General features: G+C 64.5%; 22 protein-coding genes. 6 read left to right on the top strand and 16 right to left on the bottom strand.

All coding sequences use genetic code 11. From position 1 onward, the window contains the following. Window positions 1-206 precede the first annotated feature (206 nt). The 4 genes from CWO91_RS19120 to CWO91_RS19105 are packed head-to-tail and all read right to left on the bottom strand — an operon-like array spanning window position 207 to window position 4,434. The gene (locus CWO91_RS19120; protein WP_165405546.1) at window positions 207-1,253 is read right to left on the bottom strand and encodes an ABC transporter substrate-binding protein; all 1,047 of its coding nucleotides are present in this window, start codon (window positions 1,251-1,253) and stop codon (window positions 207-209) included. 28 nt (window positions 1,254-1,281) lie between these two features. After that, entirely contained in the window at window positions 1,282-2,589 is a 1,308-nt protein-coding gene (locus CWO91_RS19115; protein ID WP_165405545.1) for an NAD(P)/FAD-dependent oxidoreductase, read from the bottom strand. Window positions 2,590-2,605: 16 nt separating this feature from the next. After that, window positions 2,606-3,322, bottom strand: a complete 717-nt coding sequence (locus tag CWO91_RS19110) for an HAD family hydrolase (RefSeq protein WP_130215273.1) — start codon at window positions 3,320-3,322, stop codon at window positions 2,606-2,608. Between the two features lie 32 nt (window positions 3,323-3,354). Next, window positions 3,355-4,434 (bottom strand): ABC transporter ATP-binding protein, encoded by a 1,080-nt coding sequence (locus tag CWO91_RS19105; protein WP_091879785.1) that lies wholly within the window; start codon window positions 4,432-4,434, stop codon window positions 3,355-3,357. A 213-nt stretch (window positions 4,435-4,647) separates the two neighbouring features. On the opposite strand from CWO91_RS19105, the gene CWO91_RS19100 reads away from it, so the two are divergent. Then, a complete protein-coding gene (locus CWO91_RS19100) occupies window positions 4,648-5,586 on the top strand; it encodes a LysR family transcriptional regulator (RefSeq protein ID WP_130215271.1) in 939 nt (312 codons plus the stop codon). Window positions 5,587-5,718: 132 nt separating this feature from the next. On the opposite strand, the gene uxuA is transcribed toward CWO91_RS19100, so the two are convergent. From uxuA to CWO91_RS19070, 6 genes are all read right to left on the bottom strand, one after another. Then, window positions 5,719-6,909: a mannonate dehydratase gene (gene uxuA / locus CWO91_RS19095; protein WP_130215269.1), complete on the bottom strand. Its 1,191-nt coding sequence runs from the start codon at window positions 6,907-6,909 to the stop codon at window positions 5,719-5,721. Between the two features lie 110 nt (window positions 6,910-7,019). After that, window positions 7,020-8,069 (bottom strand): L-idonate 5-dehydrogenase, encoded by a 1,050-nt coding sequence (locus CWO91_RS19090; RefSeq protein ID WP_130215267.1) that lies wholly within the window; start codon window positions 8,067-8,069, stop codon window positions 7,020-7,022. Further along, window positions 8,066-9,472 carry a TRAP transporter large permease gene (locus tag CWO91_RS19085; protein ID WP_130215265.1) on the bottom strand — a complete coding sequence of 469 codons (1,407 nt, stop codon included), beginning with the start codon at window positions 9,470-9,472 and terminating at the stop codon, window positions 8,066-8,068. Before CWO91_RS19085 ends, CWO91_RS19090 begins: the two co-directional genes overlap by 4 nt. Before the next feature lie 4 nt (window positions 9,473-9,476). Further along, window positions 9,477-10,055, bottom strand: a complete 579-nt coding sequence (locus CWO91_RS19080) for a TRAP transporter small permease (protein ID WP_130215263.1) — start codon at window positions 10,053-10,055, stop codon at window positions 9,477-9,479. Window positions 10,056-10,171: 116 nt separating this feature from the next. Then, window positions 10,172-11,149 carry a sialic acid TRAP transporter substrate-binding protein SiaP gene (locus CWO91_RS19075; protein ID WP_165405544.1) on the bottom strand — a complete coding sequence of 326 codons (978 nt, stop codon included), beginning with the start codon at window positions 11,147-11,149 and terminating at the stop codon, window positions 10,172-10,174. A 70-nt stretch (window positions 11,150-11,219) separates the two neighbouring features. Further along, window positions 11,220-12,032 carry a FadR/GntR family transcriptional regulator gene (locus CWO91_RS19070; RefSeq protein WP_130215259.1) on the bottom strand — a complete coding sequence of 271 codons (813 nt, stop codon included), beginning with the start codon at window positions 12,030-12,032 and terminating at the stop codon, window positions 11,220-11,222. 144 nt (window positions 12,033-12,176) lie between these two features. Between CWO91_RS19070 and CWO91_RS19065 the strand changes: the two genes are divergently transcribed. Further along, window positions 12,177-13,661, top strand: a complete 1,485-nt coding sequence (locus CWO91_RS19065; protein WP_130215257.1) for a mannitol dehydrogenase family protein — start codon at window positions 12,177-12,179, stop codon at window positions 13,659-13,661. 85 nt (window positions 13,662-13,746) lie between these two features. After that, window positions 13,747-14,154, top strand: coding sequence for a nuclear transport factor 2 family protein (locus CWO91_RS19060; protein WP_091879810.1), 408 nt, complete (start codon window positions 13,747-13,749; stop codon window positions 14,152-14,154). Between the two features lie 47 nt (window positions 14,155-14,201). On the opposite strand, the gene CWO91_RS19055 is transcribed toward CWO91_RS19060, so the two are convergent. Next, on the bottom strand, window positions 14,202-14,939 hold the full coding sequence (locus CWO91_RS19055; RefSeq protein ID WP_130215255.1) for an HAD family hydrolase: 738 nt from the start codon (window positions 14,937-14,939) through the stop codon (window positions 14,202-14,204). A gap of 149 nt (window positions 14,940-15,088) precedes the next feature. On the opposite strand from CWO91_RS19055, the gene CWO91_RS19050 reads away from it, so the two are divergent. Together CWO91_RS19050 and CWO91_RS19045 are read left to right on the top strand one after the other, a co-directional pair. Next, the gene (locus CWO91_RS19050; RefSeq protein WP_130215253.1) at window positions 15,089-15,937 is read left to right on the top strand and encodes an SDR family oxidoreductase; all 849 of its coding nucleotides are present in this window, start codon (window positions 15,089-15,091) and stop codon (window positions 15,935-15,937) included. A gap of 590 nt (window positions 15,938-16,527) precedes the next feature. Then, window positions 16,528-17,106, top strand: a complete 579-nt coding sequence (locus CWO91_RS19045) for a MarR family winged helix-turn-helix transcriptional regulator (protein ID WP_130215251.1) — start codon at window positions 16,528-16,530, stop codon at window positions 17,104-17,106. Window positions 17,107-17,119: 13 nt separating this feature from the next. Here the strand turns inward: CWO91_RS19045 and CWO91_RS19040 are convergent, their stop codons facing one another. Then, window positions 17,120-18,076: a hypothetical protein gene (locus CWO91_RS19040; protein ID WP_130215249.1), complete on the bottom strand. Its 957-nt coding sequence runs from the start codon at window positions 18,074-18,076 to the stop codon at window positions 17,120-17,122. Window positions 18,077-18,897: 821 nt separating this feature from the next. Here CWO91_RS19040 and CWO91_RS19030 point away from each other — a divergent pair. Further along, window positions 18,898-19,668 carry a response regulator transcription factor gene (locus CWO91_RS19030; RefSeq protein ID WP_165405543.1) on the top strand — a complete coding sequence of 257 codons (771 nt, stop codon included), beginning with the start codon at window positions 18,898-18,900 and terminating at the stop codon, window positions 19,666-19,668. 122 nt (window positions 19,669-19,790) lie between these two features. Here CWO91_RS19030 and CWO91_RS19025 read toward each other — a convergent pair whose 3' ends face one another. From CWO91_RS19025 to CWO91_RS19010, 4 genes are read right to left on the bottom strand one after another with little or no spacing between them, the layout of a single operon-like run. Next, window positions 19,791-20,249 carry a hypothetical protein gene (locus tag CWO91_RS19025; protein ID WP_130215245.1) on the bottom strand — a complete coding sequence of 153 codons (459 nt, stop codon included), beginning with the start codon at window positions 20,247-20,249 and terminating at the stop codon, window positions 19,791-19,793. Beyond that, window positions 20,246-20,758: a flagellar biosynthesis protein FlgN gene (locus CWO91_RS19020; protein ID WP_130215243.1), complete on the bottom strand. Its 513-nt coding sequence runs from the start codon at window positions 20,756-20,758 to the stop codon at window positions 20,246-20,248. Before CWO91_RS19020 ends, CWO91_RS19025 begins: the two co-directional genes overlap by 4 nt. A gap of 41 nt (window positions 20,759-20,799) precedes the next feature. Beyond that, window positions 20,800-21,279, bottom strand: coding sequence for a rod-binding protein (locus CWO91_RS19015; protein ID WP_165405542.1), 480 nt, complete (start codon window positions 21,277-21,279; stop codon window positions 20,800-20,802). Beyond that, entirely contained in the window at window positions 21,276-21,695 is a 420-nt protein-coding gene (locus tag CWO91_RS19010; RefSeq protein WP_130215239.1) for a hypothetical protein, read from the bottom strand. The genes CWO91_RS19015 and CWO91_RS19010 overlap by 4 nt, the downstream gene beginning before the upstream one ends.

The raw sequence follows: 21,695 nt of genomic DNA, 5'->3' as shown, positions 1-21,695 counted from the left end.
GCTCTAGGGAATCGCAGATTCGCCGATTATGCAAAGCTCTCGCTTGCGGGAGAGGTCGACGCGCTCGAAGAGCGCGGCGGGTGAGGGCTTTCTCCTGTTGGGGAGCGTTCATTGCGGAGACACCCTCTCCCCAACCCTCCCCCGCAAGCGGGGGAGGGAGCGCAGCGTCTGTGCCGATGCTCCTGCGGCGCATCTCTTCTCTCGTCTCACTTCTGCATGAACGACGCCCAGCGCTTCTCGGCCGCTTCGCCCGCGGGCGAGGACCACCAGGCGTAGGACATCAGCGCCTGCTTGGCCGCGTTGGCCGGCTCGCTCGGCAATTGCGCCGCGCGCTCGGGCTTGATCACGCTGGTCTCGAACGCCTTCGGATTACCGGGGCCGTAGTCGATGTGGAGCGGCAGGTTGGCCTGGTGCACGGGATCGACGGCCTCGTTGAGGAACTTGACCGCGGTAGCGAGATTCGGCGCCCCCTTGAGGATGCAGAGCGAAGTGCTCTGCAGGATGCCCTGGTTGTAGGTGAAGGCCACCTTGGCGCCTTCCTTGGCGACCGCGCTGACGCGGCCGTTCCAGGCCATCTCCATGTCGACCTCACCGTCATTGAGGAGCTGCGCCGATTGCGCGCCCGAGGTCCACCACACCGTGATGTGCGGCTTGATCTCTTCCAGCTTCTTGAAGGCGCGGTCGACGTCGAGCGGATAGAGCTTGTCGGGCGTAACGCCGTCCGCCATCAGCGCCGCCTCGAGCGTTGCGATTGGATGGTTGCGCAGCGCCCGGCGGCCGGGAAATTTCTTGACGTCCCAGAAATCCGCCCAGCTGTTCGGCGCATCCTTCGGGAACGTCTTCTGGCTGTAGGCCAGCACGCTGGAATAGAATTCGTAAGACACCGAATAGGGGCTGCGATAGGCCTCAGGCATCGCCGCGGCGTTCGGGATCTTGGAGAAGTCGAGCTTCTCGATCAGCCCCTGCTCGCCGCCGCGCAGGCAATAGCCTGTCGGTGTGTCGACGACATCCCAGATCGGCTTGCCGCTGCCGACCTGGGTCTTGATCGCGGGCCAGGCGTCGGGAATGGAGTCCTGGTTGATGGTGATGCCGAGCTTCTTGGCGGAGGGATCGAGGATCGCCACCGTCTGGGCCTGCTGATAGGCACCGCCCTGCGAGACGAAGGTGATTTGTTCTGCGGCATCAGCCGCGGTGGTCAATCCGACTGCGCCCAACAGCGCGCAGCCCAATCCAATGGTGCGCTTCATATTCATCCTCGCCTCCTCCATCGTCAAAGTGATCTCACTGACCGATCGCATCGAGAAACTGGTACCAGCCGGCGACCATGCGCACGGCGGGCTCGCGCAGCGGATAGAACGGAATTGCTTTCATGCGCCTGATATCGAGCAGGCCGACCTCGGGCGTCTCGCCGCGCACGAAGGCGGCGAGATAGCGGCCCATCAGGCTCGACATTGCGACCCCGGCGCCGTTGTAGCCCATCGAGACCAGCGTGCGGTCGTCGAGCCGGCCGATATGCGGCACCTGGTCCAGCGTCATCGCGACGAGGCCCGACCATTTATAGGCGAGCGGGATATCGGCAAGATCGGGGAAGATGCCGACCATCGCCTTGCGCAACGCATCGAACGCCGGTTCGGAGTCCTGCTTGCCAAAGGCGCCGCGGCCGCCGAAGATCACGCGATTGTCGACCATGCGGAACCAGCGCATCATGCGCTTGGTCTCGGTGTAGGTGCGCCCCGTCGGCATCAGCTTGCCGGCGAGATTGCGCGGCAGCTTGTCGGTGGCGATGATGGCGCTGCGGAACGGGATCAACGTGCGCTGCATCTGCGCGGTGGCATCGGTCAGATCCGAATAGCTGTTGGTGGCGATGATCGCCTGCTTCGCCCGCACCGCGCCTTTCGGCGTCTCGGCGACGATGCCGCCATTCTCCCGCCGGAGTTTGAGCACCGGCGACTCCTGAAAGATGGCAACGCCGCGGCGCGCGACACCGTCGGCAAGGCCGCGCAGATAGTTCAGCGGATGAATGCCGCCCGAGCCGGGATTGAGCACGCCGCCGACAAAGATGTCGGAGCCGGTCTCGTCGCGCACGCCGCGCTTGTCGAGGATGCGGACCTCCGCATCGCCCATCTCGCGCGTCATCCAGTTGGCTTCGTCGATCGCGGCCTTCAGCGTCGTCTCGTTATGCGCCGCCTTGACCTGGCCGGTGCGCGTCAGCTGGGCGCTGGTGATGCCGAACTCGGAGACGAGCTCTTCGACCATGTCGGTCGATTCATGCGCGATCTCGTACATGCGCCGCGCCATGGCGCGTCCGTGCACGGCATCGATCTCGCGGAACGAGAGGCGGAATTTTGCGGTGATGACCCCGCCATTGCGGCCGCTCGCACCCCAGCCGGGGCGGTTAGCTTCGAGCACGACGGGCGACAGGCCGCTCTTGGCGATGTGGTGCGCAGCAGAGAGTCCGGTGTAGCCCGCGCCGATGATCACCACATCCGCCTGTTGCTCGCCCGACAGGACCGGAAACTCGCGCGCCGGCTCGGCCGTGGCCGCCCACAGCGAATTGGCTGATGGCAGCGCGCTCCAGTCCCGTGTCATGCCCGCGCTCACGGACTCAGGCCGCCGGGCCGATGGCGGCGTCGGCGAGCGCCTTCAGCGTCGGATAATGGAAGTCCGGCTTGGTCAGCGTCTCCACCGCGGGCGTGCCGCCGAAGCCGGCGATGCCCTGGCGGCGCTCGATCCAGCACACCTTGTAGCCGAGCTTCCGCGCGATCCCGATGTCGTGGTACTGGCTCTGCGCAACGTGCAGGATGTCGGACTGCTTGTAGCCGAAGGCGGACTGGCGACCCTTGTTGTAGGCGAAGAATTCCGGGTTCGGCTTGGCCACGCCGGTCTCGTCGGCGCAGACCGTGTCGTCGAAGGGATTGCCGAGCGCATGCGCGTAACAAGAGAGCGCAACGCGGTCGGCATTGGTCATCGCGACCAGCCGGAATTTGGTGCGCAGGCGCTTGAGCGCCTCGACCGAGTCCGGGAACGGCCCCCAGCGCAGCACGGCGAGCTGGAACACGTCGCAGGACGCATCGTCGGCCGGCAGCCCGAGCTCCTTGGCGAGATAGCGGTAGACGTGGAACATCACCTCGCTCGAGCGCTCGTAATGCTTGTCACGACCGCGCTTGTAGGATTCGAAGATCTGGTCGTCGCTGAGCTCGGCTGGCGTCTTGCCCGAGATCCTGCGCACCGCGGCGAGCACGCCGGTCTCGAAGTCGATCAAGGTGCCGACGACGTCGAAGGTGAGAACCTTGAAATTGCTGAACGCGGCTTGGGTCGACATATCAGTTTCTTCTCTCAGGTTGCAACAAGGCTTCAGTCCACCCTGGGCACCACGATGGTGTCCTCGGGGTGAAGGGTGACGGTGAGACTGCCGCCGAGCGGCGGAATGCGGCTGTAGGCCTGATGGTAGCTCGGCTGGCGCAGGCTGAGCGCGATGCCGCCTTCGAGCGCCAGGAAGACACGCAGGCTCTCACCCTGATAGACGATATCGGTGACCGTGCCGGTCAGCCGGTTGCAGGCGGCATCCTGCACGCCGTCGTCGATCAGCAGTTTTTCGCTGTGCACGGCGAGCATCAGCGCATCGCCGTCCGGAATGGCGCGGGCGCTGCGCAGCAGCGCGTTGCCGAGCGCGACGCAGGCCGCATCGACACGGCGAACGGGCAGCATCGTCGCTTCCCCGATGAAGCTCGCGACAAAGGAATTTGCGGGATGATCGTGCAGCCGCTCGGGCACGTCGATTTGGATCAGCCTGCCGTCCTTCATCACGGCGACCCGATCGCTCATGGTCAGCGCCTCACGCTGATCATGGGTGACGTAGATGATGGTGGCGCCGATGCGCTTGTGCAGCGCGCGCAGCTCGATCTGCATGGATTCGCGCAGCTGCTTGTCGAGCGCGGAGAGCGGCTCGTCCATCAGGATCAGCCGCGGCTCGAAGATCATGGCGCGGGCCAGCGCCACGCGCTGGCGCTGGCCGCCGGAGAGCTGCGCGATGCCGCGCGCCTCGTAGCCGGCGAGGCCGACCATAGCGAGCGCCGCGCGTACCTTGTCAGGCCAGCTCGCTTTCGGCAGCCGGCGCGCGCGCAAGGGAAAGGCGACGTTCTCGCCGACGCTCATATGCGGGAACAGCGCATAGTTCTGGAACACGACGCCGAGATCGCGCTTGTGCGGCGGCATCCAGGTGACGTCGCGGCCGCCGAAGAGAATTGTTCCGCTCGATGGCAGGATGAAGCCGCCCAAAATGCCGAGCAGCGTGGTCTTGCCGGAACCGGACGGACCGAGCAGCGAGACGAACTCGCCGGCGCCGACATTGAGGGACACGTCGTCGAGCGCGCGAACCGCGCCGTACGTCTTGCTCGCGGACCTGATCTCGACGCTTTCCGCTCGCTTGTCCAACGATCGACCCTCGCCACGTCCGTGTGATGGCGTGCCTCACTGCGCGCCATAAGCCTGCTTTATAGACAGGGATTTCGAGCACTCACGGACGAAGCGTGCACCGCACCAAATCTTCCTCCACAGGCCCTGTCTTTTGGGCTGTCATGCCGATGACACCAGACTTGGCAAAACTCGGCAATTGCCAAATTCTCACGCGGCTCATAACATGACGTTATGCCAGAGCTGCGCCGCATGCTGCCGTCCAGTAACGCCCTGTTCGTCTTCGACGCGGCGGCGCGCAACGGCAGCTTCACCGCGGCGGCCGCAGAATTGAACGTCACGCAGCCGGCGGTGAGCCGGATGCTCGGCCAGTTCGAGGAGCATCTCGGCGTTCGCCTGTTCGATCGCACGGCCGGACGCGCGGTGCTCACCGAGGAAGGCGAGTTCTTGTATCGCCGCGTGCTTGAAGGCTTTCGCAGCATCGAGAGCGGCCTCGTGGAGATCGAACGGCGGCGCAAGGGCACCGAGACGGTGACGCTGTCAGTCTCCTCCGCCTTCACCACGCATTGGCTGATGCCGCGCATCGACAAGCTCCAGAAGCAGTTTCCGCAAGTCGATCTCCGCTTCCAGCTGATCTCCGGCGCGCTGCGCGGGCCGGTGGAGAATGTCGATCTCGGCATGCGCTTTCGCGATCGCGATGAGCCGCCGTCCGGCGGCACGCTGATCATGAAGGAAGTCATGCTGCCGATGTGCAGCCCCGGCTATCTCGGCGAGACCGATCCCACTGAAGGCAACACCATCATCCGCCTTGCCGAGACGCCGGGCGATTGGGCCGCCGATTACGCATCGCTCCTCACCGGGCGCCGCGGCGCGGCCAAGGCGCTGAGCTTCACCGACTATGCCGTCGTGGTGCAGGCCGCGCTGCTCGGCCAGGGTATCGCGCTCGGCTGGCTGACGGTGGCCTCGCACTGGCTTCTCACCGGCGCGCTGGTGCCGGCCTCCGACACCCTCACCACCACGCGCCGCGTCTGCGAATTCCTGCCGCCGCGCAACCGGCCGATGCGCCCCATCGCCGCCGAGATCCGCGACTGGATCATCGCGCAGATGAAAAGCGAGATCGCCGCGATTGACCGGCTCTATCCGAAACTCGGCGCGATGGCGGCGTGCTATTGAGCAGGCGTTAGGGTGAGGCACCACTCCCTCCACGTCATTGCGAGCGTAGCGAAGCAATCCAGAGTCTTTCCGCGGAGGGATTCTGGATTGCTTCGCTACGCTCGCAATGACGATGTGGATAGAGCTTTGGTCCTACCGATGCTCGATCGCGCGGATGGCGCCGCGGAGTTCGGCGAGGCCGCGCAGGCGGCCGATCGCGGTGTAGCCGGGATTGGTGCGCTTGGTGGCGGCGAGATCGTCGAGCATGCGGTGGCCGTGATCGGGACGGAACACGATTCTCTTGTCTCGGGAACGCCGCGCATTCTCCTTCAACAGCGCCTTGAGCACTGCGACCATGTCGACGTCGCCGTCGAGATGGTCGGACTCGTAGAACGACAGGCCGTCGGCCTCGCGCTTGGTCGCGCGCAGATGGGCAAAGGCGATGCGAGGGCCAAAGCGCTCTGCCATTTCAGGCAGATTGTTCTCGGCGCGCACGCCGAGTGAGCCCGTGCACAGGCAGATGCCGTTGGCCTTGGACGGCACGGCGTCGAACAGCGCCTGGTAATCCTCGGCCGTCGAGGCAACGCGCGGCAGGCCGAACAGCGGGCGCGGCGGATCATCCGGATGCAGCGTCAGCGATACGCCGAGCTGCTCGGCGACCGGCGCGACCCGGCCCAGGAATTCGGCGAGATGCTGCCGCAGGATCGCCGGCGTGATGTCGCGATAGGTTTCCAGCCGGTCGCGGAATTGCGGGATGGTCATCGGCTCGGTGGTCGAGCCCGGCAGAGCGCTGGCAATGACCATCACGAGATAGTCGATATCGGCCTGGCTCATCTGGTCGAACAGCTGTTTCGCGCGCGCCTGCTGCTCCGGCGAATACTCCTGCACGGCCGCCGGGCGCTTGAGGATATGCAGCTCGAAGGCGGCAAAGCGGTCCTGGTCGAAGCGCATGGCGCGGGCGCCGTTCGGCAGCTCCCATTCCAGATCGGTGCGGCACCAGTCGACGACAGGCATGAAATTGTAGCAGATGATCTTGATGCCGGCGGCGGCCACCGCTTCCAGGCTCGCGATCCACGCCTCGATCGACTTCGTCGCCTTGCCCCCGAGCCGCTTGACGTCGTCGGGGATCGGAATCGATTCTACCACCGACCAGGTCAGTTGCGAACGACCCGGCTGGCCGTGCTCGATGAAATTCTTGCGCTCCTCGACCGCCTTGCGCGTCCAGCCTTCCCCGATCGGCACCTGATGCAGCGCGGAGACAATGTCCGTCGCGCCGGCCTGCCTGACATCGTCGAGCGAGACCGGATCATCCGGCCCGTACCAGCGCCATCCTTCCAGCATCATGCGTTCTCCTAAAGCGTTTTCGAGCGAAGTGGGCACCGGTTCGCGTAAAGAAAACGCGTCAAAACAAGAATCCAGAGCCCGTTCCGATCCAATCGGAACGGGCTCTGGGATCAGTTCGCGGTCAGCACGACCTTGACGCTCTGCGAGCGGTCGAGTGCCAGCCTGAGTGCGTCGGGCGCGGTCGACAGCGGCCGTTCGGCGGTGACCAGCGACAGCACATCGACACTGCCGGCCGCGATCAGTTCCACCGCCGTCATGAACTCGAAGCCGAAGCGGAACGAGCCGCGCAGGTCGATCTCTTTGGCCATCACCGCGTTCGACGGGGTCGGGATCTGCCCGCCCGGCAGATTGCCGATCTGCACCACGACGCCGCCGCGCCGCACGATGCCGATCGCGCTCGCAAGCCCCGCGGCCGTGCCGGAGACCTCGAACGCGACGTCATAGGGACGCGAAGCCGCCTGCGCCTTCAGACCCTCCTCCCCGCCCGAGACGTTCTCGACATGCGAGGCGCCGAGCCGGCTTGCGAAAGCCAGTGGCGCCGGCGCGATGTCGGCCACCGTGACATCGGCCATACCGGCGCGGTGTGCGGCGAGCATGGTCAGAAGCCCGATCGGGCCGGCGCCGAAGATGATGCCGCGCTTGCCCTCGATGTTGCCGGCGCGCGCGACCGCGTGCAGGCAGACCGCGAGCGGTTCGGCCAGCGCTGCGGCCTGATAGGACACGTGATCCGGGATCTTCACGCACTGTGCGGGGATCGCGTCGAAGTAATTGGCGAAGCCGCCCTGCATGTGCGGCGTCTTCGAGGCCGAGCCCATGAAGTAGATGTTCTCGCAGAGGTTCGGCCGGCCCTCGCGGCAGGCGACGCAATGGCCGCACCAGCGCGACGGGTTGACGGCGACGCGGTCACCGATCTTCAGGTTCGCTGCGGCGCCGGAGATCTCCACGACTTCACCGGAGATCTCGTGGCCTAGCACCAGCGGCGACTTCACCACGAAATCGCCGGTGCGGGCGTGACGGAAATAATGCATGTCCGAACCGCAGATGCCGCCGGCGCCGAAGCGGATGCGCACCATGCCGTCTGCGAGCTTGTCGAGCGGATGCTCGATCATGCGCAGGTCTTCGGGCCCGAACAGGGTCGCGGCGAGAGCAGTGGAGGTCATTTGGAGAGTCCCATGTATTTTGGCAGCCAGAGGGTCAGGTCAGGAATGTAGGTGATCGCGATCAGCGCGAGCATCAGCGGCACCAGCCAGGGCAGGATCGCCACCGTCGTGCGCTCGACCGAGAGCTTTGCCACGCGAGCGAGCACGAACAGCACCATGCCGAGCGGCGGATGCAGCAGTCCGATCATCAGGTTCAGCGTCATGATCAGACCGAAGTGAATGGGATCGATGCCGAGCTTGAGCACGATTGGCAGCAGGATCGGCACCAAAATGGTGATCGCCGCCGTGGTGTCGATGAAGCAGCCGACGAACAGGATCAGGACGTTGGCGAGTGCCAGGAACACCCATTTGTTGTGGGTGACGCTGAGCATCCAGTCCGACAACGTCTGCGCGGCCTGTGACACCGTCAGCAGCCAGGCGAAGATCGAGGCCGCTGTGACGATAAACAGCACCGAGGCCGTGGTCTCGATGGTGTCGAAGGTCGCCTTCGCCACCGTTTGCAGCGTCATGGTGCGGTAGCGGACGAGGCCGAGGAACAGCGACCAGATCACGGCGGCGACCGCGGCTTCCGTCGGCGTGAACCAGCCGAGCGTCATGCCGCCGATCAGGATCACCGGCGCCATCAGCGCCATCACCGCCGAGAAGTCGAAATACCAGTCGATCACGAGCAGCGTGCCGAGACCGATGACCACGGCCATGTTGACCGAAAGACCGGCCAGCACCATCAGCCAGATGGCGAGGGGGAACGAGAGCACGATGATGATCTCGAGCCCGGCCGAGCCGAGCTGCGGCCAGGAGAACGGCGTATCGCTGCCCCATTTGTTCTTGTGCGCGAAATAGGTGACGGTGGCCATCATGAACAGGGTCAGGACGATGCCGGGAATGACGCCGCCGAGAAACAGCGCGCCGATCGAGACGTTCGCCATCATGCCGTAGATCACGAAGGGCAGCGACGGCGGGATGATCGGCCCGAGCGTCGCCGAGGCTGCGGTGACGCCGACCGAGAACTCGGTGGAATAGCCGTGGTCCTTCATTGCCTTGATCTCGATCGTGCCGAGACCGGCGGCGTCCGCGATCGCGGTGCCGGACATGCCGGAGAAGATCACCGAGCCGATGATGTTGACGTGACCGAGGCCGCCGCGCATCCACCCGACCAGCGCGACGGCGAATTTGTAAATGCGCCCGGTGACGCCGGCAATGTTCATGAGGTTGCCGGCCAGGATGAAGAACGGCACGGCAAGCAGCGGAAAGCTCTCGACGCCGGCGATCATGCGCTGCGCCAGCGTGACGTCGGGCGTCACGCCGCTGACCAGGATGTAGAGCAGCGACGACGCGGCCATGGCAATCGCCACGGGAACGCCGAGCAGCATCAGGATGAGAAAGCCTCCGAGCAACAGCAGCATGATGTTATATCTCCGATCCGTCGTAGGCACCGGGACGTTCGAGGACCGAATAACCCTGCCGCCAGTGTTGCAGCGCCGCCTGCACCGAGCGAAGGAACATCAGCACGAAACCGAGCAGCACGGCGTAATAGACGTAGTTCTTGGGGAAGTTGATCGTGGTCATCTGCTCGTCACCGATGATCTGGATGTAGACCCAGACCAGCTTGGTGGCGTAGCCGAAGAAGGCGATCCGGATCAGGTCGATCACCGTCGACAGCGCACGGCCCACGGGCCGCGGCAGATAGCGATAGACGAGATCGACCTGGATGTGCCGCGACAGCCGCACGCACATCGCGGCGCCGATGAAGACCACGCCGATCAGGCAATAGGTCGCGATCTCCTCGGTCCAGGCGTAGCTGTCGTTGAGCACGTAGCGGGTGAAGAACTGGAGGAAGACGGCGAGCGCCATCACCCAGAAGATCGCAAGCGCCACCCAGTCCTCGAACACGTAGATGCCGAGATCGACCTTCGGCGTCGCCTCCTCCTCGAAGGTGTGGGCGATCTCGTCCGCGGTGATCTGCCGGTGTATTTCGGCGGTCGACATGGGGTTGCTCCTTAATGCACTCGATCGTCATTCCGGGGCGGCTCGAAGAGCCGAACCCGGAATCTCGAGGTTCCGGATTCGACGCTTACGCGTCGCTCCGGAACGACGGGCATCGGTTACTTGACCGCCTGGATCCGCTCCCAGTCGGCCTTGCGATAACCAAACGTCTCGAACGCGACGTTCTTCAGCACGGTGTCGCGGAACTCGTTCTTGTCGACCTCGGTCACGCTCAGGCCCTTCTCCTTGAAGAAGGCGACCAGCTTGGCCTCGTTCTGCTTGATCTCTCCGGTGGCCTTGGCGGCGGCTTCCTGCGCCACGTCGGTGAAGATCTTCTTGTCATCGTCGGAGAGCTTCTTCCACAGCGCGCCGGCGACCACGGTGTTGAGGTGATCGACGATGTGACCGGTCAGCACGATGTGCTTCTGCACCTCGTAGAACTTCTTGGCCTCGATCGTCGTCAGCGGATTCTCCTGCGCCTCGACGGTGCCGTTCTGGAGCGCGAGATAGACTTCGGCGAACGCGATCGGCGCGGTGTTGGCGCCGCAGGCGCGCGGCATTGCCAGATAGGCCGGCACGTCGGGCACGCGAATCTTCAGGCCCTTCATGTCGGCGCAGGTCTTGATCGGCTTGTTCGACGAGGTCTGGCGCACGCCGTAATAGGTCACCGCGACGATGTGGTGGCCGCTCTTGTCCTCATAGCCCTTGGCGAGCTCCTTGAAGATGTCGCTCTTGGTATAGGCGAGAAGATGATCGGCGTCGCGGAAGGTGTAGGGATAGTAGGTCACGCCGATCGGCGGGAAGCTCTTGGCCGCGAAGCTCGAGCCGGAGATGATGATGTCGACCGAGCCGAGCGAGAGGCCCTGGTTGATGTCGGCCTCCTTGCCGAGCTGCGAGGCCGGATAGACCTCGATCTGATAGCGCCCGTTGGTGCGCTTGCCGATCTCCTGCGCGGCCCAGACCGAGGCGGTGTGGAACGGTTCCGAGGTCTCATAGACATGGGCCCATTTGAGCTTGGTCTGCGCCATGCCTGCATTGGTCGCAGCCAGCAGCGCTGCGGCGGAGAGTGCCGCGGCAATCGTCATCTTCTTCAACATCGACTTTTCCTCCATCGTTCAAGTCTGCTTCTTGTTCGCCCGCCCCGACAAGGATGCGGACCGCCCAATCTCATCGCCGCCGCGCGTGGCTGCTCGCAGTCCGCTTCTTCGGCGCATGTTTCGGTTTCGACGGTTTTGCCGCAGGTCGCACCGTGCTGGCGCGTCCGGACGACGATCCCGCCGCGTTCTCGGCGCCAAAATTCTGCGCAAAGCGTTCCTGGGAGCGCGCCAGATGAACGCGCATGGCATCGCGCGCGGCGTCCGGATCATGCGCCACGATCGCGTCGCGCACCGCGCGATGCTCGTCGAGCGCCGTGCGCCACGTGCCCGGGCTCTCGAAATAATGCGCAAGCTGCGCGAAATAGGGATTGAGGCGCTGGTCGAACAGTTCGCCGACCACGCGCACCAGGACGGCGTTGCCAAGGCTGCCGGCAATCGCGACGTGAAACGCGCGGTCGTGGACCATCGAAGCTTCGCCGGGATGCTCGACATTCTCCATCGCGACAAGGGACGCATCGATGCGGGCGATATCGTCCTTGGTTGCCACGCGCGCGGCCTGTTCGGCGATGGCGCTTTCCAGGAATTCGCGGGCGCGCAGCAGCTCGAACGGGCCTTCGATGACGGAAGCGGGTGCCGGTGCCGCAACGGCGGCGGGCTCGATCACGTAGATGCCGGACCCGACGCGGATGCGGAGGCGGCCTTCGACCTCGAGCGCGATCAGGGCTTCGCGCACCGTCGGCCGCGACACCTTGAGCTCCTCGGCGAGTTCGCGCTCGGTCGGCAAGCGGCTGCCGACCGCGTACTCGCCGCTGTCGATCAGGCCTCGCAATTGATCGGCGACTTGGCGATAGAGCCGTCTCGCCTCCACAGCTTCCAGCGGCACGCTGGTCCTCCCGAAAGGGTCGCGCGACGCACCTTAAGCACCCGCGACCGGCCAATTTTGGAAAATTGGTCTTACCAATTGACCGGAGCATTGACCGAGGACGGGCGCCATGTCAAGCAGCGGCAAAGCAAAGGGGAGACGTCCATGCGCCTTAATTCAACGCGCCTTGGCCGCGCCAATCTCGACCGGCTGCCGCCCGGCATCCGCCGCCCGGCCTATGACCGCTCGCGCGTCACGCCCGGCATCATGCATCTTGGTCTCGGCGCGTTTCATCGCGCGCATCAGGCCGTCGTCATCGACGACTGCCTTGCCGCAGGCGCTGCGTCCTGGGGCATCGTCGGCGCGAGCCTGCGCAGCCCGGATACGCGCGATGCTCTCGCCCCACAGGACCACCTCTACACCGTTGCGATCCGTTCGGCCGAAGGCACCGAGCACCGCGTCATCGGCGCGCTGCTCGACAGTGTCGTCGCGCGCGAGGATCCGGCCCAGCTGGTCGCGCGGATGGCCGATCCCGCCATTCGCATCGTCTCCCTGACCGTCACCGAGAAGGGCTATTGCCACACGCCGCAGACCGGCGACCTCGACGAGCGGCATCCCGACATCGTGCACGACCTCAACAATTTCGACACGCCGCGCTCGGCGCCCGGTTTCATCGTGGCGGCGCTGGCGCGCCGCCGCGCACAGGGCCTTTCACCCTTCACCGTGCTGTGCTGCGACAACCTCGCCGCCAACGGCCACACCGTGCAGCGGATCGTGACGCAGTTCGCCGCGCTGCGGTCGAAGGAGCTCGGCAAGTGGATCGCGGATGCGGTCGCTTTCCCCTGCACCATGGTCGACCGCATCGTGCCGGAAACCACGGATGCCGACCGGGAAGCGGTATCATCCGCGCTGGGCATGCGCGACGCCTGGCCCGTGATGACCGAGCCGTTCACGCAATGGGTGGTCGAGGACCGCTTCACGGCGGGCCTGCCCGATCTCGCCGCCGCCGGCGTCGAGCTCGTCAGCGACGTCAAGCCGTTCGAGCTGATGAAGCTGCGGCTGCTCAACGCCAGCCATTCGGCGCTGGCCTATCTCGGCTATCTCTCGGGCTACGAGACCATCGCCGATACCATGCAGGACCCGCATTTCGCACGCCTCGCCGCGCAGGTGATGGAAGAAGCCGCGGTGACGCTGACAATGCCTTCAGGTACCGACCTTGCCGCCTATCGCGCCTCGCTGCTCGAGCGCTTCGCCAATCCGGCACTTCACCACCGCACCTGGCAGATCGCGATGGACGGCTCGCAAAAGCTGCCGCAGCGCCTGCTCGGTGCAATGCAGGATCGCCTGCGCCAGGATTTGCCGATCGCAACCCATGCGCTCGCAGTGGCCGGCTGGATGCGCTATGTCACCGGCCTCGACGAGCAGGGACGCGCCATCGACGTGCGCGATCCCCTTGCCGGCGAATTCGCCGCATTGGCGCGCGAGGCAGGTCCCGTCGCCGAACGGCTCGCGCCCGCATTGCTTGGAGTCGCGAAGGTGTTCGGACCTCTTGGCGCCGAGCCGCGCCTGCGTGAGGCCGTGACCGCGGCGCTCGGCTGTCTCTACAAGGATGGCGCGCGGCGGGCGGTGGAGACGCACGTCTCGGCGTGACTGCGAAACGGGCCATGCTGCACTGCGGTCAAAATTGACGGAAGTCGCGCTTGATTTTTGCCTATCATTGCCGCACCCGAGAGGCATGGCAAAGGACAGCAAGGTCATCGCCGCGAACGCGGCCTTCTACGCCGCCTTTTCGACCGGCAATTTCGACGAAATGGAGCGGATGTGGGCCGATGATGACGCCATTTCCTGCATCCATCCCGGCTGGCCAGCCATTATCGGGCGGGCCACCGTGATCGGAAGCTGGCGCGACATCCTGCAGAACCCGGAGCGGCCGCAGATCGTCTGCGCCGAGCCGCAGGCGATCATCGATGGCGACAGCGCGCGGGTGCTCTGCATCGAGATCGTCGACGGCACCGCCTTGGCCGCATCGAACCATTTCCGCCGCGTCGGCGACGGCTGGCGCCTGGTGCATCACCAGTCGAGCCCAATCGCGCAGATTGTCGAGCAGGCTGAAGAGGATAGCCCGAGCCACCGGGTCCACTGAAGATGGCGATCACGCCGGCGTGATCTACTGTGCATGGGGTTGTTTTTTCATTTTCTTGTTCTGCCGTCTGGTCCAAGCCCAGACAGATCGTCCAGCACGACCCGCGCATGGCTGAAATCATCGTCCCGGAAGAACATGCTGCGCGTGATCAGAACCGGTATGCCGGCACGTGAGGCCGCGATCAGGCCATTGGCGGAGTCTTCGATCGCCACGCAGTCGTGCGCAGTCAGCCTCAGCCGCGCCAGGACCTCTAAATAGACGTCCGGCGCGGGCTTCTTATGCCGCACGTCGTCGCCGGCAACGATCGCGTCGAAATCCCCGGCCCAGCCCGTCCCCAGCGCCTGCGAGAGCAGTGCGTCGATATTGCCGTGAGAAGTAGTGGTCGCGATCGCGAGCCGCTGGCCGCGCTCCCTCGCCGCGGCGAGCAGCTCCGCCACGCCGGGCCGTAAGTGGCAGCAGCCGGTCTCGACCAGCTCGGCATAATGGGCGGTCTTGATGCGGTGAAGCTCCGCGATATCCGCGTCCGCCAATGGCTGGGCGATCCGTAGCCTTGAATGGTAGGCGCGCATGCGTTCCTTGCCCCCAGTCACCCGCAGCAGGTCTTTGTAGACGGCTCGGTCCCACTCCCAGCCGAGCCCGTGGCACGAGAAGGCATGATTGAAGGCCTGTCGATGCAGCTCCTCGGTTTCGGCCAGCGTGCCGTCGACATCGAAGATCAGCGCGGCGGCGCGCCGGATCAGCTCGGCGGCCTCGCATGCTAACGGGGCGGGTGCTTCTGCCTGCATGATCGATGATTTCTCCTGACGCCCGGGTGACCATCGCCCGAGGCCGCAGGTCAGACAAATCGCAATATCTTTTGCCGGCCCCAAAAATCTCTTATGAGCGGAGAGGCGCGCGGCGGCGCGACGGGAACTCCGACCAGCACGGCAGACGCATGCGGCTCTTCATTCTTGGCTTCGGCTATAGCGCCAGGCACTTCGTCCGCAGGTTCGGCGGCGCCTTCTCGCACGTCGCCGGCACCGTGCGCGATCCCGAGCAGCGGGATGATCTCGCCAGCATCGAGGTGCATCCCTTCTCCGGGACTGATCCGGATCGCACGACGGCCGAACGCATCAGCGACGCCGACGTCCTTCTCATCTCGATCCCGCCCGGCCGCGCCGGCGATCCCGCGCTGGCGGCGTTCGGCAACGTGCTGGCGGCGGGCCGCCGCAAGGTCGTCTATCTCTCCACAATTGGCGTATATGGCGATCACGCAGGCGGGTGGGTGGACGAGAGCACGCCGCCGCAGGCTGCGCTCGAGCGCACGCAAATGCGGATCGCAGCGGAGCAAGCCTGGACGGGTGCGTCAAGCGGCGACGTCGCGATTCTGCGACTTGCCGGCATCTACGGTCCCGGCCGCAACGCGCTGGCGACGCTGCGGGCGGGAACGGCCCGGCGCATCATCAAGCCGGGACAGGTCTTCAACCGCATCCACGTCGACGACATCGCAAGCGTGATCATGGCCGCGATTCATCACCAAGGCGGTGGCACCTGGAACGTGTGCGACGACGAGCCCGCGTCGCCACAGGACGTGATCGCCTACGCCGCGCAGCTGATGGGCGTTGCACCGCCGCCGGAAGAAGCGTTCGCGACCGCCGAGATGTCGGCGATGGCCCGCAGCTTCTATGCCAGCAGCGCCCGGGTCTCCAACGCGAAATTGAAGCGCGAGCTCGGCGTCACGCTCGCCTTCCCGACCTATCGGCACGGCCTCGATGCGCTGTGGCGCACGGGCGAAGGACGATAGGGCCGGGCGCGTCCCAGACATGCCGGGGCAGGTCCGGGACATCATCGATTGCGCAATGACGAAGTGACGGTGGAGCCGCAATCCTCAATGCGGCGCCGCCTGCGATTGCCACTCGCCAGGCTTTCCCAGATATGATCGTGTGCCGGATTTAACCGCTTGGCCACGTTGCGGCGCAATATCCATTAACCGAAAACTGCGGTTCTCCCGCCGCAGTCCATGCGGGAGATGCCACCGACGATCCGCGTCCTCGCGCAAATCGACGCGCTCCGTTGCAACAAATGGGCGTCATCATGGCCGGAGCGACACATCATATTGCTCAGTGATCGCACATCGCCGTCAATCCGGGCGCGAGCCGTTGTGATTTGATTGAAATTTTCAGAGCAGTTGAGCCGAGCGATTTACTCGAACTTTCTTTGTGACGTCCTAGTTCCACGGCCGGAAGTTCCATCTCCGGAAACGGAGAAGGGTAGTCCCCGCGCGAACTGCCGTCCGACCAGACGAAGGATCGCCCGAGTGCTTCATTCTCGTCCACCCAGATTGCGCTTACTCAGGGCTCAATTGAATAAAGCTTTATCCGACCTGGAATTGAAATGAATTTGGCTCGCGAATCGATTGAACTGTTGGAGCAGGTCGCGCGTATCCTGTGGTTCGAAGGCACCAAGCACGGATTGCGCGACCGCGAGTGGATGGCGTTGCGCTTCCTCTCCCGCGCCAACCCGTTCTCGCGGACACCTTCGGCGCTGGCTAGTTACGTCGGCACCACGCGCGGCACCGCCTCATTCATCATCGGCGAGCTGGAGCGGCTCGGCTATCTCGAGCGGAAGCGCTCGGCCAAGGACAAGCGCTCGGTGATGCTGAGCGTGACGCAGCAGGGCAAGAGGTTCCTGGTGCGCGACCCCGTCAACGTTCTCGTCGAGGCGATCGCCGTCCTCGACGACGACGTCAAGATCCGCTTTCGCGACACGTTGCGGCACGTGCTGGATCAGTCGGACGCAGCCGAGCAGCGGCACCACACCGACATTTGCCGGCGATGCATCTTCCTCCGGGAAGATCGCACCGCCACGGACAGCAAGACGACGGTGGAGTTCAGCTGTCGCCTTTTTCGCGCGCCGATCGCCGAGGCCGAGGTTGATCTGCTATGCACCAGCTTCGAGCATCACCGCCAATAGAAGACTCCATCGATCAGGGCGTTGCCTTGCGCGACGAATAGACGACGCCTCCGCTGGACTCCACCACCAGACGCCCGTTCTCGTTCCTGATGTCCTCGATACGGCCGAGCCCGGGTACCTGCTGTCCCAGCACGGCCTCGATGACGCCGTTCGGGCTTTGCAGGATCGCAATTCCCTCATAGGCCTGGCGGACTGACCAGCCCTTGATCACCTTGCGCGGCGCCGACGGAGCAAGCGAGCCCGTGACCTCGGGCGCAGCGGCCGAAGCCACCATCGGCATTGCCTGCGATGATGGCGGCTGCGATGCCACAGTTGCCGGCACCGGAGCCTGGGCCTGTACCTGAGCCTGCCCTTGGGCGAGCTTATCGAGCTTCACTGTGGAGGACGAGCTCACCCGCTCGATGCGGTCCAGGTTCTCGGCAAACCTGCCGAAGCGGTCATTGGTCGCCTTGCTGGATTGATCGACCGCGGTACGCAGCCCGTCGAGATTTTCGGATACGCCCGACACCTGCTTGCGCAGTTGCGCGACCGTCTCGCGCAGATTCCTGATCTCTGTATTGGCCGCGACGTTGTTCTGGACGGGCTGCGTCGTGGTGAGATAGGCGATCACGCCAGTGCAGGCGCAGACCACCAGGATGGCGGCGACCGCCAGTGTTGCGAGCGGCGCTACCCATGCCGGGCGCGGCGGCGGCGGCTTGGCCACGATCACGGCCGGCTTGATCACGACCGGGGCGGGTTTCGGTATCGCCATCTTGTCGAGGCGCGCCTTGGCGCGAATACGCTTCAGCCCCTCGAGCGCTTCTTTCGCCAGAGCTTCATCGCTCGCCGCAGCCGAAACACGCTTTGCGCTCGCTGCGGGCTTGGTCGCTCGTGCCGCATTGTCCTTTGTATCGCGCGCCTCCGGAGCCGGCTTCGCCGCCGCGGAAACATCAGCGCTCGCGTTGGGACGAGCTTGTCCATCGGACAACATTTTGGAAATGCTCCGTTCGGTTCGATCTTTCGAACCGCAACGTTATGTGTCGAAGCTTGCCTGAACCGTGCGCACCGAAAAACTTTTCATGGCGCGCGACGCGACGTCAGATGAGTCGAACACGTCATGCACGTGGCAAGAGTGCGACTCGAAAGACACACCCTCGCCAAGATTTGGCCAAGCTGGAGTCTCGCCGCTGCACATGAGTCGAATTGTCGCATGTGGAAACAGGGTGGTGGGGGTCAATCTCGGGTTGAAAACCCCTCAATTTGCATGACGAGCAGCATCACCCAAAACGGCTGTAATTATACGGGGATGCGGAACTTTAGGAATGCCACGGTGCAAAATTAGTTCAAGATCCAAATCAACTGATGCGTTTGAATATATCAAGAAACAACTCGAAACGAACCAACAGCATCAAGCACACGTAGCAATCGCTTTGTGGCGCACGCTTGATCGGAAATGGGCAATCGTTACGGTCCTAGTCAAGTGATTCTCGTCAGTTGGCGAGGAGATCGACACAGTTCAGTAGTGTTCGGACGCGATGAGCAACTTGGCGCAACTGTTCTAGGTCGTTTCTCAATCCGCTCCGCGAGGTGATCCGTAAGACACCCGCCGGGCCTCACGCAGTAAGCGTTCAGTATCGAGTCGAAGTAGCAGGCCTGCGAGACGCAGGCACTGAATGCGTAGGGCTGCCCGCGAATATCGGAACCATAACAACGATACGCGGGAAGGAATGTCGTCAAACAGCATCGTTGCCGAGCCGGGGCATCACAATAACCAACCGGGCGCAACAAGTGCGAAACAGGGGCGAAAGACTGATGTATATTATCGTTGATGATCGCGAGAGCGTCGCGAACAGCTACGTCGGAGGGCTCGTTCGCGAAGGTGTATCGTCGATCGGCTTCTCCTCCGGAGAATTCTGGGACTGGCTGCAATCTGCGAGTGAATCGGATCTAGCGGCGGTGGACGCCTTCCTGCTCGGGGACTGCGATGCCCGCGGAAGCCTGCCGCGGGCGATGCGCAAGCGCTCCTCGGCTCCGATCATCGCCATGAGCGGCCAGAAGATGCTCAAGAACACGCTGGAGCTGTTCGAGTCCGGCGTCGACGACGTCGTGCACGTGCCGATCCACCTGCGCGAAATCCTCGCCCGAACGGCGGCGATCGCGCGCCGCCGGGTAGGCGAACTGCCAAGGCACTGCGAGACCAGGATCCAGGTCTTCTTCAACGGTCGTGACCCCGAGATCGCGGGCCACGCCCTCACCCTGCCCCGCCGCGAACTGCGCATTCTCGAATATATGGTGAGCAACCACGGCAAGTGGATCACCAAGACGCAGATCTTCAACGCGGTCTATGGCATCTTCGAGTCGACCTTCGACGAGAGCGTGATCGAGAGCCACGTCAGCAAGCTGCGCAAGAAGCTCCGCGACCGCCTCGGCTTCGACGCGATCGTGGCCCGGCGCTACGTCGGGTATCGCCTCAACATCCCGGCCGGCGAGACGCTCGACGTACCGATGCAGGAGCTCGACGAGGTCGGCATCCTCCTGAACAGGGCGCACGCCGCCCCGGCAGCGTATCCGGCAGGTAACTAGCGCGGCAAGACAGCGATACGAAGGCGGCCTCCGCGGAGATATCCCCGCGGAGGCCGGAGTGTTCTGAAGGCTGACGGAAGCGGCAGGAATGCCTGCGCAGCGCCGCGACAACGAAGATCGAGCTACGGCTTCTGCTGGAATTCTTCCTTCGACACGTAGTTGAAGTCCTCGACCAGGACGTCCTGGACCACGTCGGCCTGCATCCGCTCGTTGACGCGCTGCTTGATGGCCGTCGTGAGGACGGAGAGGTCGTAGCGGGCGAGCTTCCTGAAATCGAGCCGGTCGTCGGCATAGATCCTGCGGAAGGCCTCGTCGACGACGAACGGCTCCGGCGGAACGTTGAGCTGATGCATGGTCCGCGCCTCAACCGTGTAGACGAAGCGCGCGACGATGTAGCCCTGCACGTTGCCGTTCTCGACCATGGGCACGCTCAGCGCCCGCGTCTTCTGATATTGCAGCCCCTCGAGATACTCGTCCTTCGCCGGCAGCAGGCTGCCGTTTTCCTTCCAATAGGCCACGGCATAGCTCGTGCCTGCGGTGAGGATGCATACCCAGAGCCCGGCCAGCACCAGCCTGATCATTTTCCATCCTGTGTTGCGCGGCCGGTATAGGTGCCGTCCGACTCGGCATCCTTGATCGCCTTGACGATGATGGTCGCGACCTCGCGCACCGCGTCGTAATGCATTTCGAGGACGGAGCGATTCCGCTCCAGCTTCTCGCGCAACCGCTGGATCTCCTCGGTGATCTCGATCTCGCCGCCGAGATGCACCCGTGCCCGCATCAGGCGGACGAATTCGAGCATGCTCCGGCTCTTCCGGGCGCTGAAATCGTCGAAATCGATCTTCTTTCCGGCCGCGAGCGCTGCCGTCTCCTCCTCGACGATGCTTTCGAGCCGGCGGATCGCCGCCAGCAGGCCGCGCATCTCGTCCGATCTCGCTGCGTCAGTGCCCTCGATCACCACCTCGCCGCCGGGATTCGGCAGGAGCACGGGCAGCAGCGCATCGCCTGCTGCTGCTCCCGTCGTCGTCGCCTCGATGTCCGCGACCGGCTGTTCCATCACCAGGGCCGCCGCGCCTTGTTGTGCCTGCATAGGAAATTCACCCTTCAACTTCTGTCACCATTCCCGGATCGCTATCCGGCCTTCCCCGCAACGTCCGGTCCTGCCGGATGCGCGGCAGCGAGCTGCCTGGCAATGCCAATGCCCTTGCCCTTGGCCAGCTGACTACCGAGCTGCTCCGCCAGCATCGACTTCCAGACGCCGCCGGCCGTGCCCTTGCCGAAGACCTCCTCCGACTCCTTCGGCAACATCGTCTCGACGAAGGTCTGGAGAATGAAGGCCTCGAACTTCCGGTATACCTCGCCGGAGGCCGGCGCCTTGATCACCTGCACCGGCGCGCCGTTCACTGCGCCCGACTGCGCGTCGGCAATCTTCGTCGCGGATTGATCGACAGCAGCAGCCTTGGCCTTGCCGACTTCCGCCTCCATCGTGGCGGCGAAATCGACATCCGATGATTTCGGCGCATCGAGCTTCGCGGTGGCCACGCGCTGCGCCACGGGGTCACCAGCTTCGAGGACGTCGAGAACGAGGTCGGGTGTCGCTGTCACGATCATGTCTTGTTCCGGCTGGCTGGCCGCGGCGTCCACTCGCGCACGGCTGGGCTTGTGCCCGTCATTTCCTCGAGCGAGCGCTTCTCCGCGTCGCGAAGCTTGTCGGCGAGCGCCGCTTTCGCGACCTGCTCGAGCTGTTTCACACGGCGGCTCTCCGAGCGAACCAGGTCGAGCTGCTGCGATGCCTGCGCCTGAACCGCGCGGGCGCCGACGCTCGTCCTGGTGAGGCGCCGCGCGATCGATTCGCTTGATGATCCCGCCGGCGGCTTCCCTTCGTTCAGGGCCCCTACCAGCCATTCCTGCTCGTCCTGCAGGCTGCGCTCCTGCTGGCGCAATTGCGCAAGCTGCCATTCGGACAGCCGGAGCTGGAGCTTCACCAGCGAGACCATCCGACCGAGCTTGTCCGCGCGCGACGTCAT

This window comes from Bradyrhizobium genosp. SA-3 (assembly GCF_004212635.1).
Classification (GTDB): domain Bacteria; phylum Pseudomonadota; class Alphaproteobacteria; order Rhizobiales; family Xanthobacteraceae; genus Bradyrhizobium.
The sequence above is the reverse complement of the archived record's forward strand: the minus strand, read 5'-3'. Positions and strand labels throughout refer to the sequence as shown.

Coding starts and splice junctions, on each gene's coding strand:
- CWO91_RS19120 (WP_165405546.1), bottom strand. CDS start 1,253: ATGAATATGAAGCGCACCATTGGATTGGGCTGCGCGCTGTTGGGCGCA.
- CWO91_RS19115 (WP_165405545.1), bottom strand. CDS start 2,589: ATGACACGGGACTGGAGCGCGCTGCCATCAGCCAATTCGCTGTGGGCG.
- CWO91_RS19110 (WP_130215273.1), bottom strand. CDS start 3,322: ATGTCGACCCAAGCCGCGTTCAGCAATTTCAAGGTTCTCACCTTCGAC.
- CWO91_RS19100 (WP_130215271.1), top strand. CDS start 4,648: ATGCCAGAGCTGCGCCGCATGCTGCCGTCCAGTAACGCCCTGTTCGTC.
- uxuA (WP_130215269.1), bottom strand. CDS start 6,909: ATGATGCTGGAAGGATGGCGCTGGTACGGGCCGGATGATCCGGTCTCG.
- CWO91_RS19090 (WP_130215267.1), bottom strand. CDS start 8,069: ATGACCTCCACTGCTCTCGCCGCGACCCTGTTCGGGCCCGAAGACCTG.
- CWO91_RS19085 (WP_130215265.1), bottom strand. CDS start 9,472: ATGCTGCTGTTGCTCGGAGGCTTTCTCATCCTGATGCTGCTCGGCGTT.
- CWO91_RS19080 (WP_130215263.1), bottom strand. CDS start 10,055: ATGTCGACCGCCGAAATACACCGGCAGATCACCGCGGACGAGATCGCC.
- CWO91_RS19075 (WP_165405544.1), bottom strand. CDS start 11,149: ATGTTGAAGAAGATGACGATTGCCGCGGCACTCTCCGCCGCAGCGCTG.
- CWO91_RS19065 (WP_130215257.1), top strand. CDS start 12,177: ATGCGCCTTAATTCAACGCGCCTTGGCCGCGCCAATCTCGACCGGCTG.
- CWO91_RS19060 (WP_091879810.1), top strand. CDS start 13,747: ATGGCAAAGGACAGCAAGGTCATCGCCGCGAACGCGGCCTTCTACGCC.
- CWO91_RS19055 (WP_130215255.1), bottom strand. CDS start 14,939: ATGCAGGCAGAAGCACCCGCCCCGTTAGCATGCGAGGCCGCCGAGCTG.
- CWO91_RS19050 (WP_130215253.1), top strand. CDS start 15,089: ATGCGGCTCTTCATTCTTGGCTTCGGCTATAGCGCCAGGCACTTCGTC.
- CWO91_RS19045 (WP_130215251.1), top strand. CDS start 16,528: ATGAATTTGGCTCGCGAATCGATTGAACTGTTGGAGCAGGTCGCGCGT.
- CWO91_RS19040 (WP_130215249.1), bottom strand. CDS start 18,076: ATGTTGTCCGATGGACAAGCTCGTCCCAACGCGAGCGCTGATGTTTCC.
- CWO91_RS19030 (WP_165405543.1), top strand. CDS start 18,898: ATGTATATTATCGTTGATGATCGCGAGAGCGTCGCGAACAGCTACGTC.
- CWO91_RS19025 (WP_130215245.1), bottom strand. CDS start 20,249: ATGATCAGGCTGGTGCTGGCCGGGCTCTGGGTATGCATCCTCACCGCA.
- CWO91_RS19020 (WP_130215243.1), bottom strand. CDS start 20,758: ATGCAGGCACAACAAGGCGCGGCGGCCCTGGTGATGGAACAGCCGGTC.
- CWO91_RS19015 (WP_165405542.1), bottom strand. CDS start 21,279: ATGATCGTGACAGCGACACCCGACCTCGTTCTCGACGTCCTCGAAGCT.
- CWO91_RS19010 (WP_130215239.1), bottom strand. CDS start 21,695: ATGACGTCGCGCGCGGACAAGCTCGGTCGGATGGTCTCGCTGGTGAAG.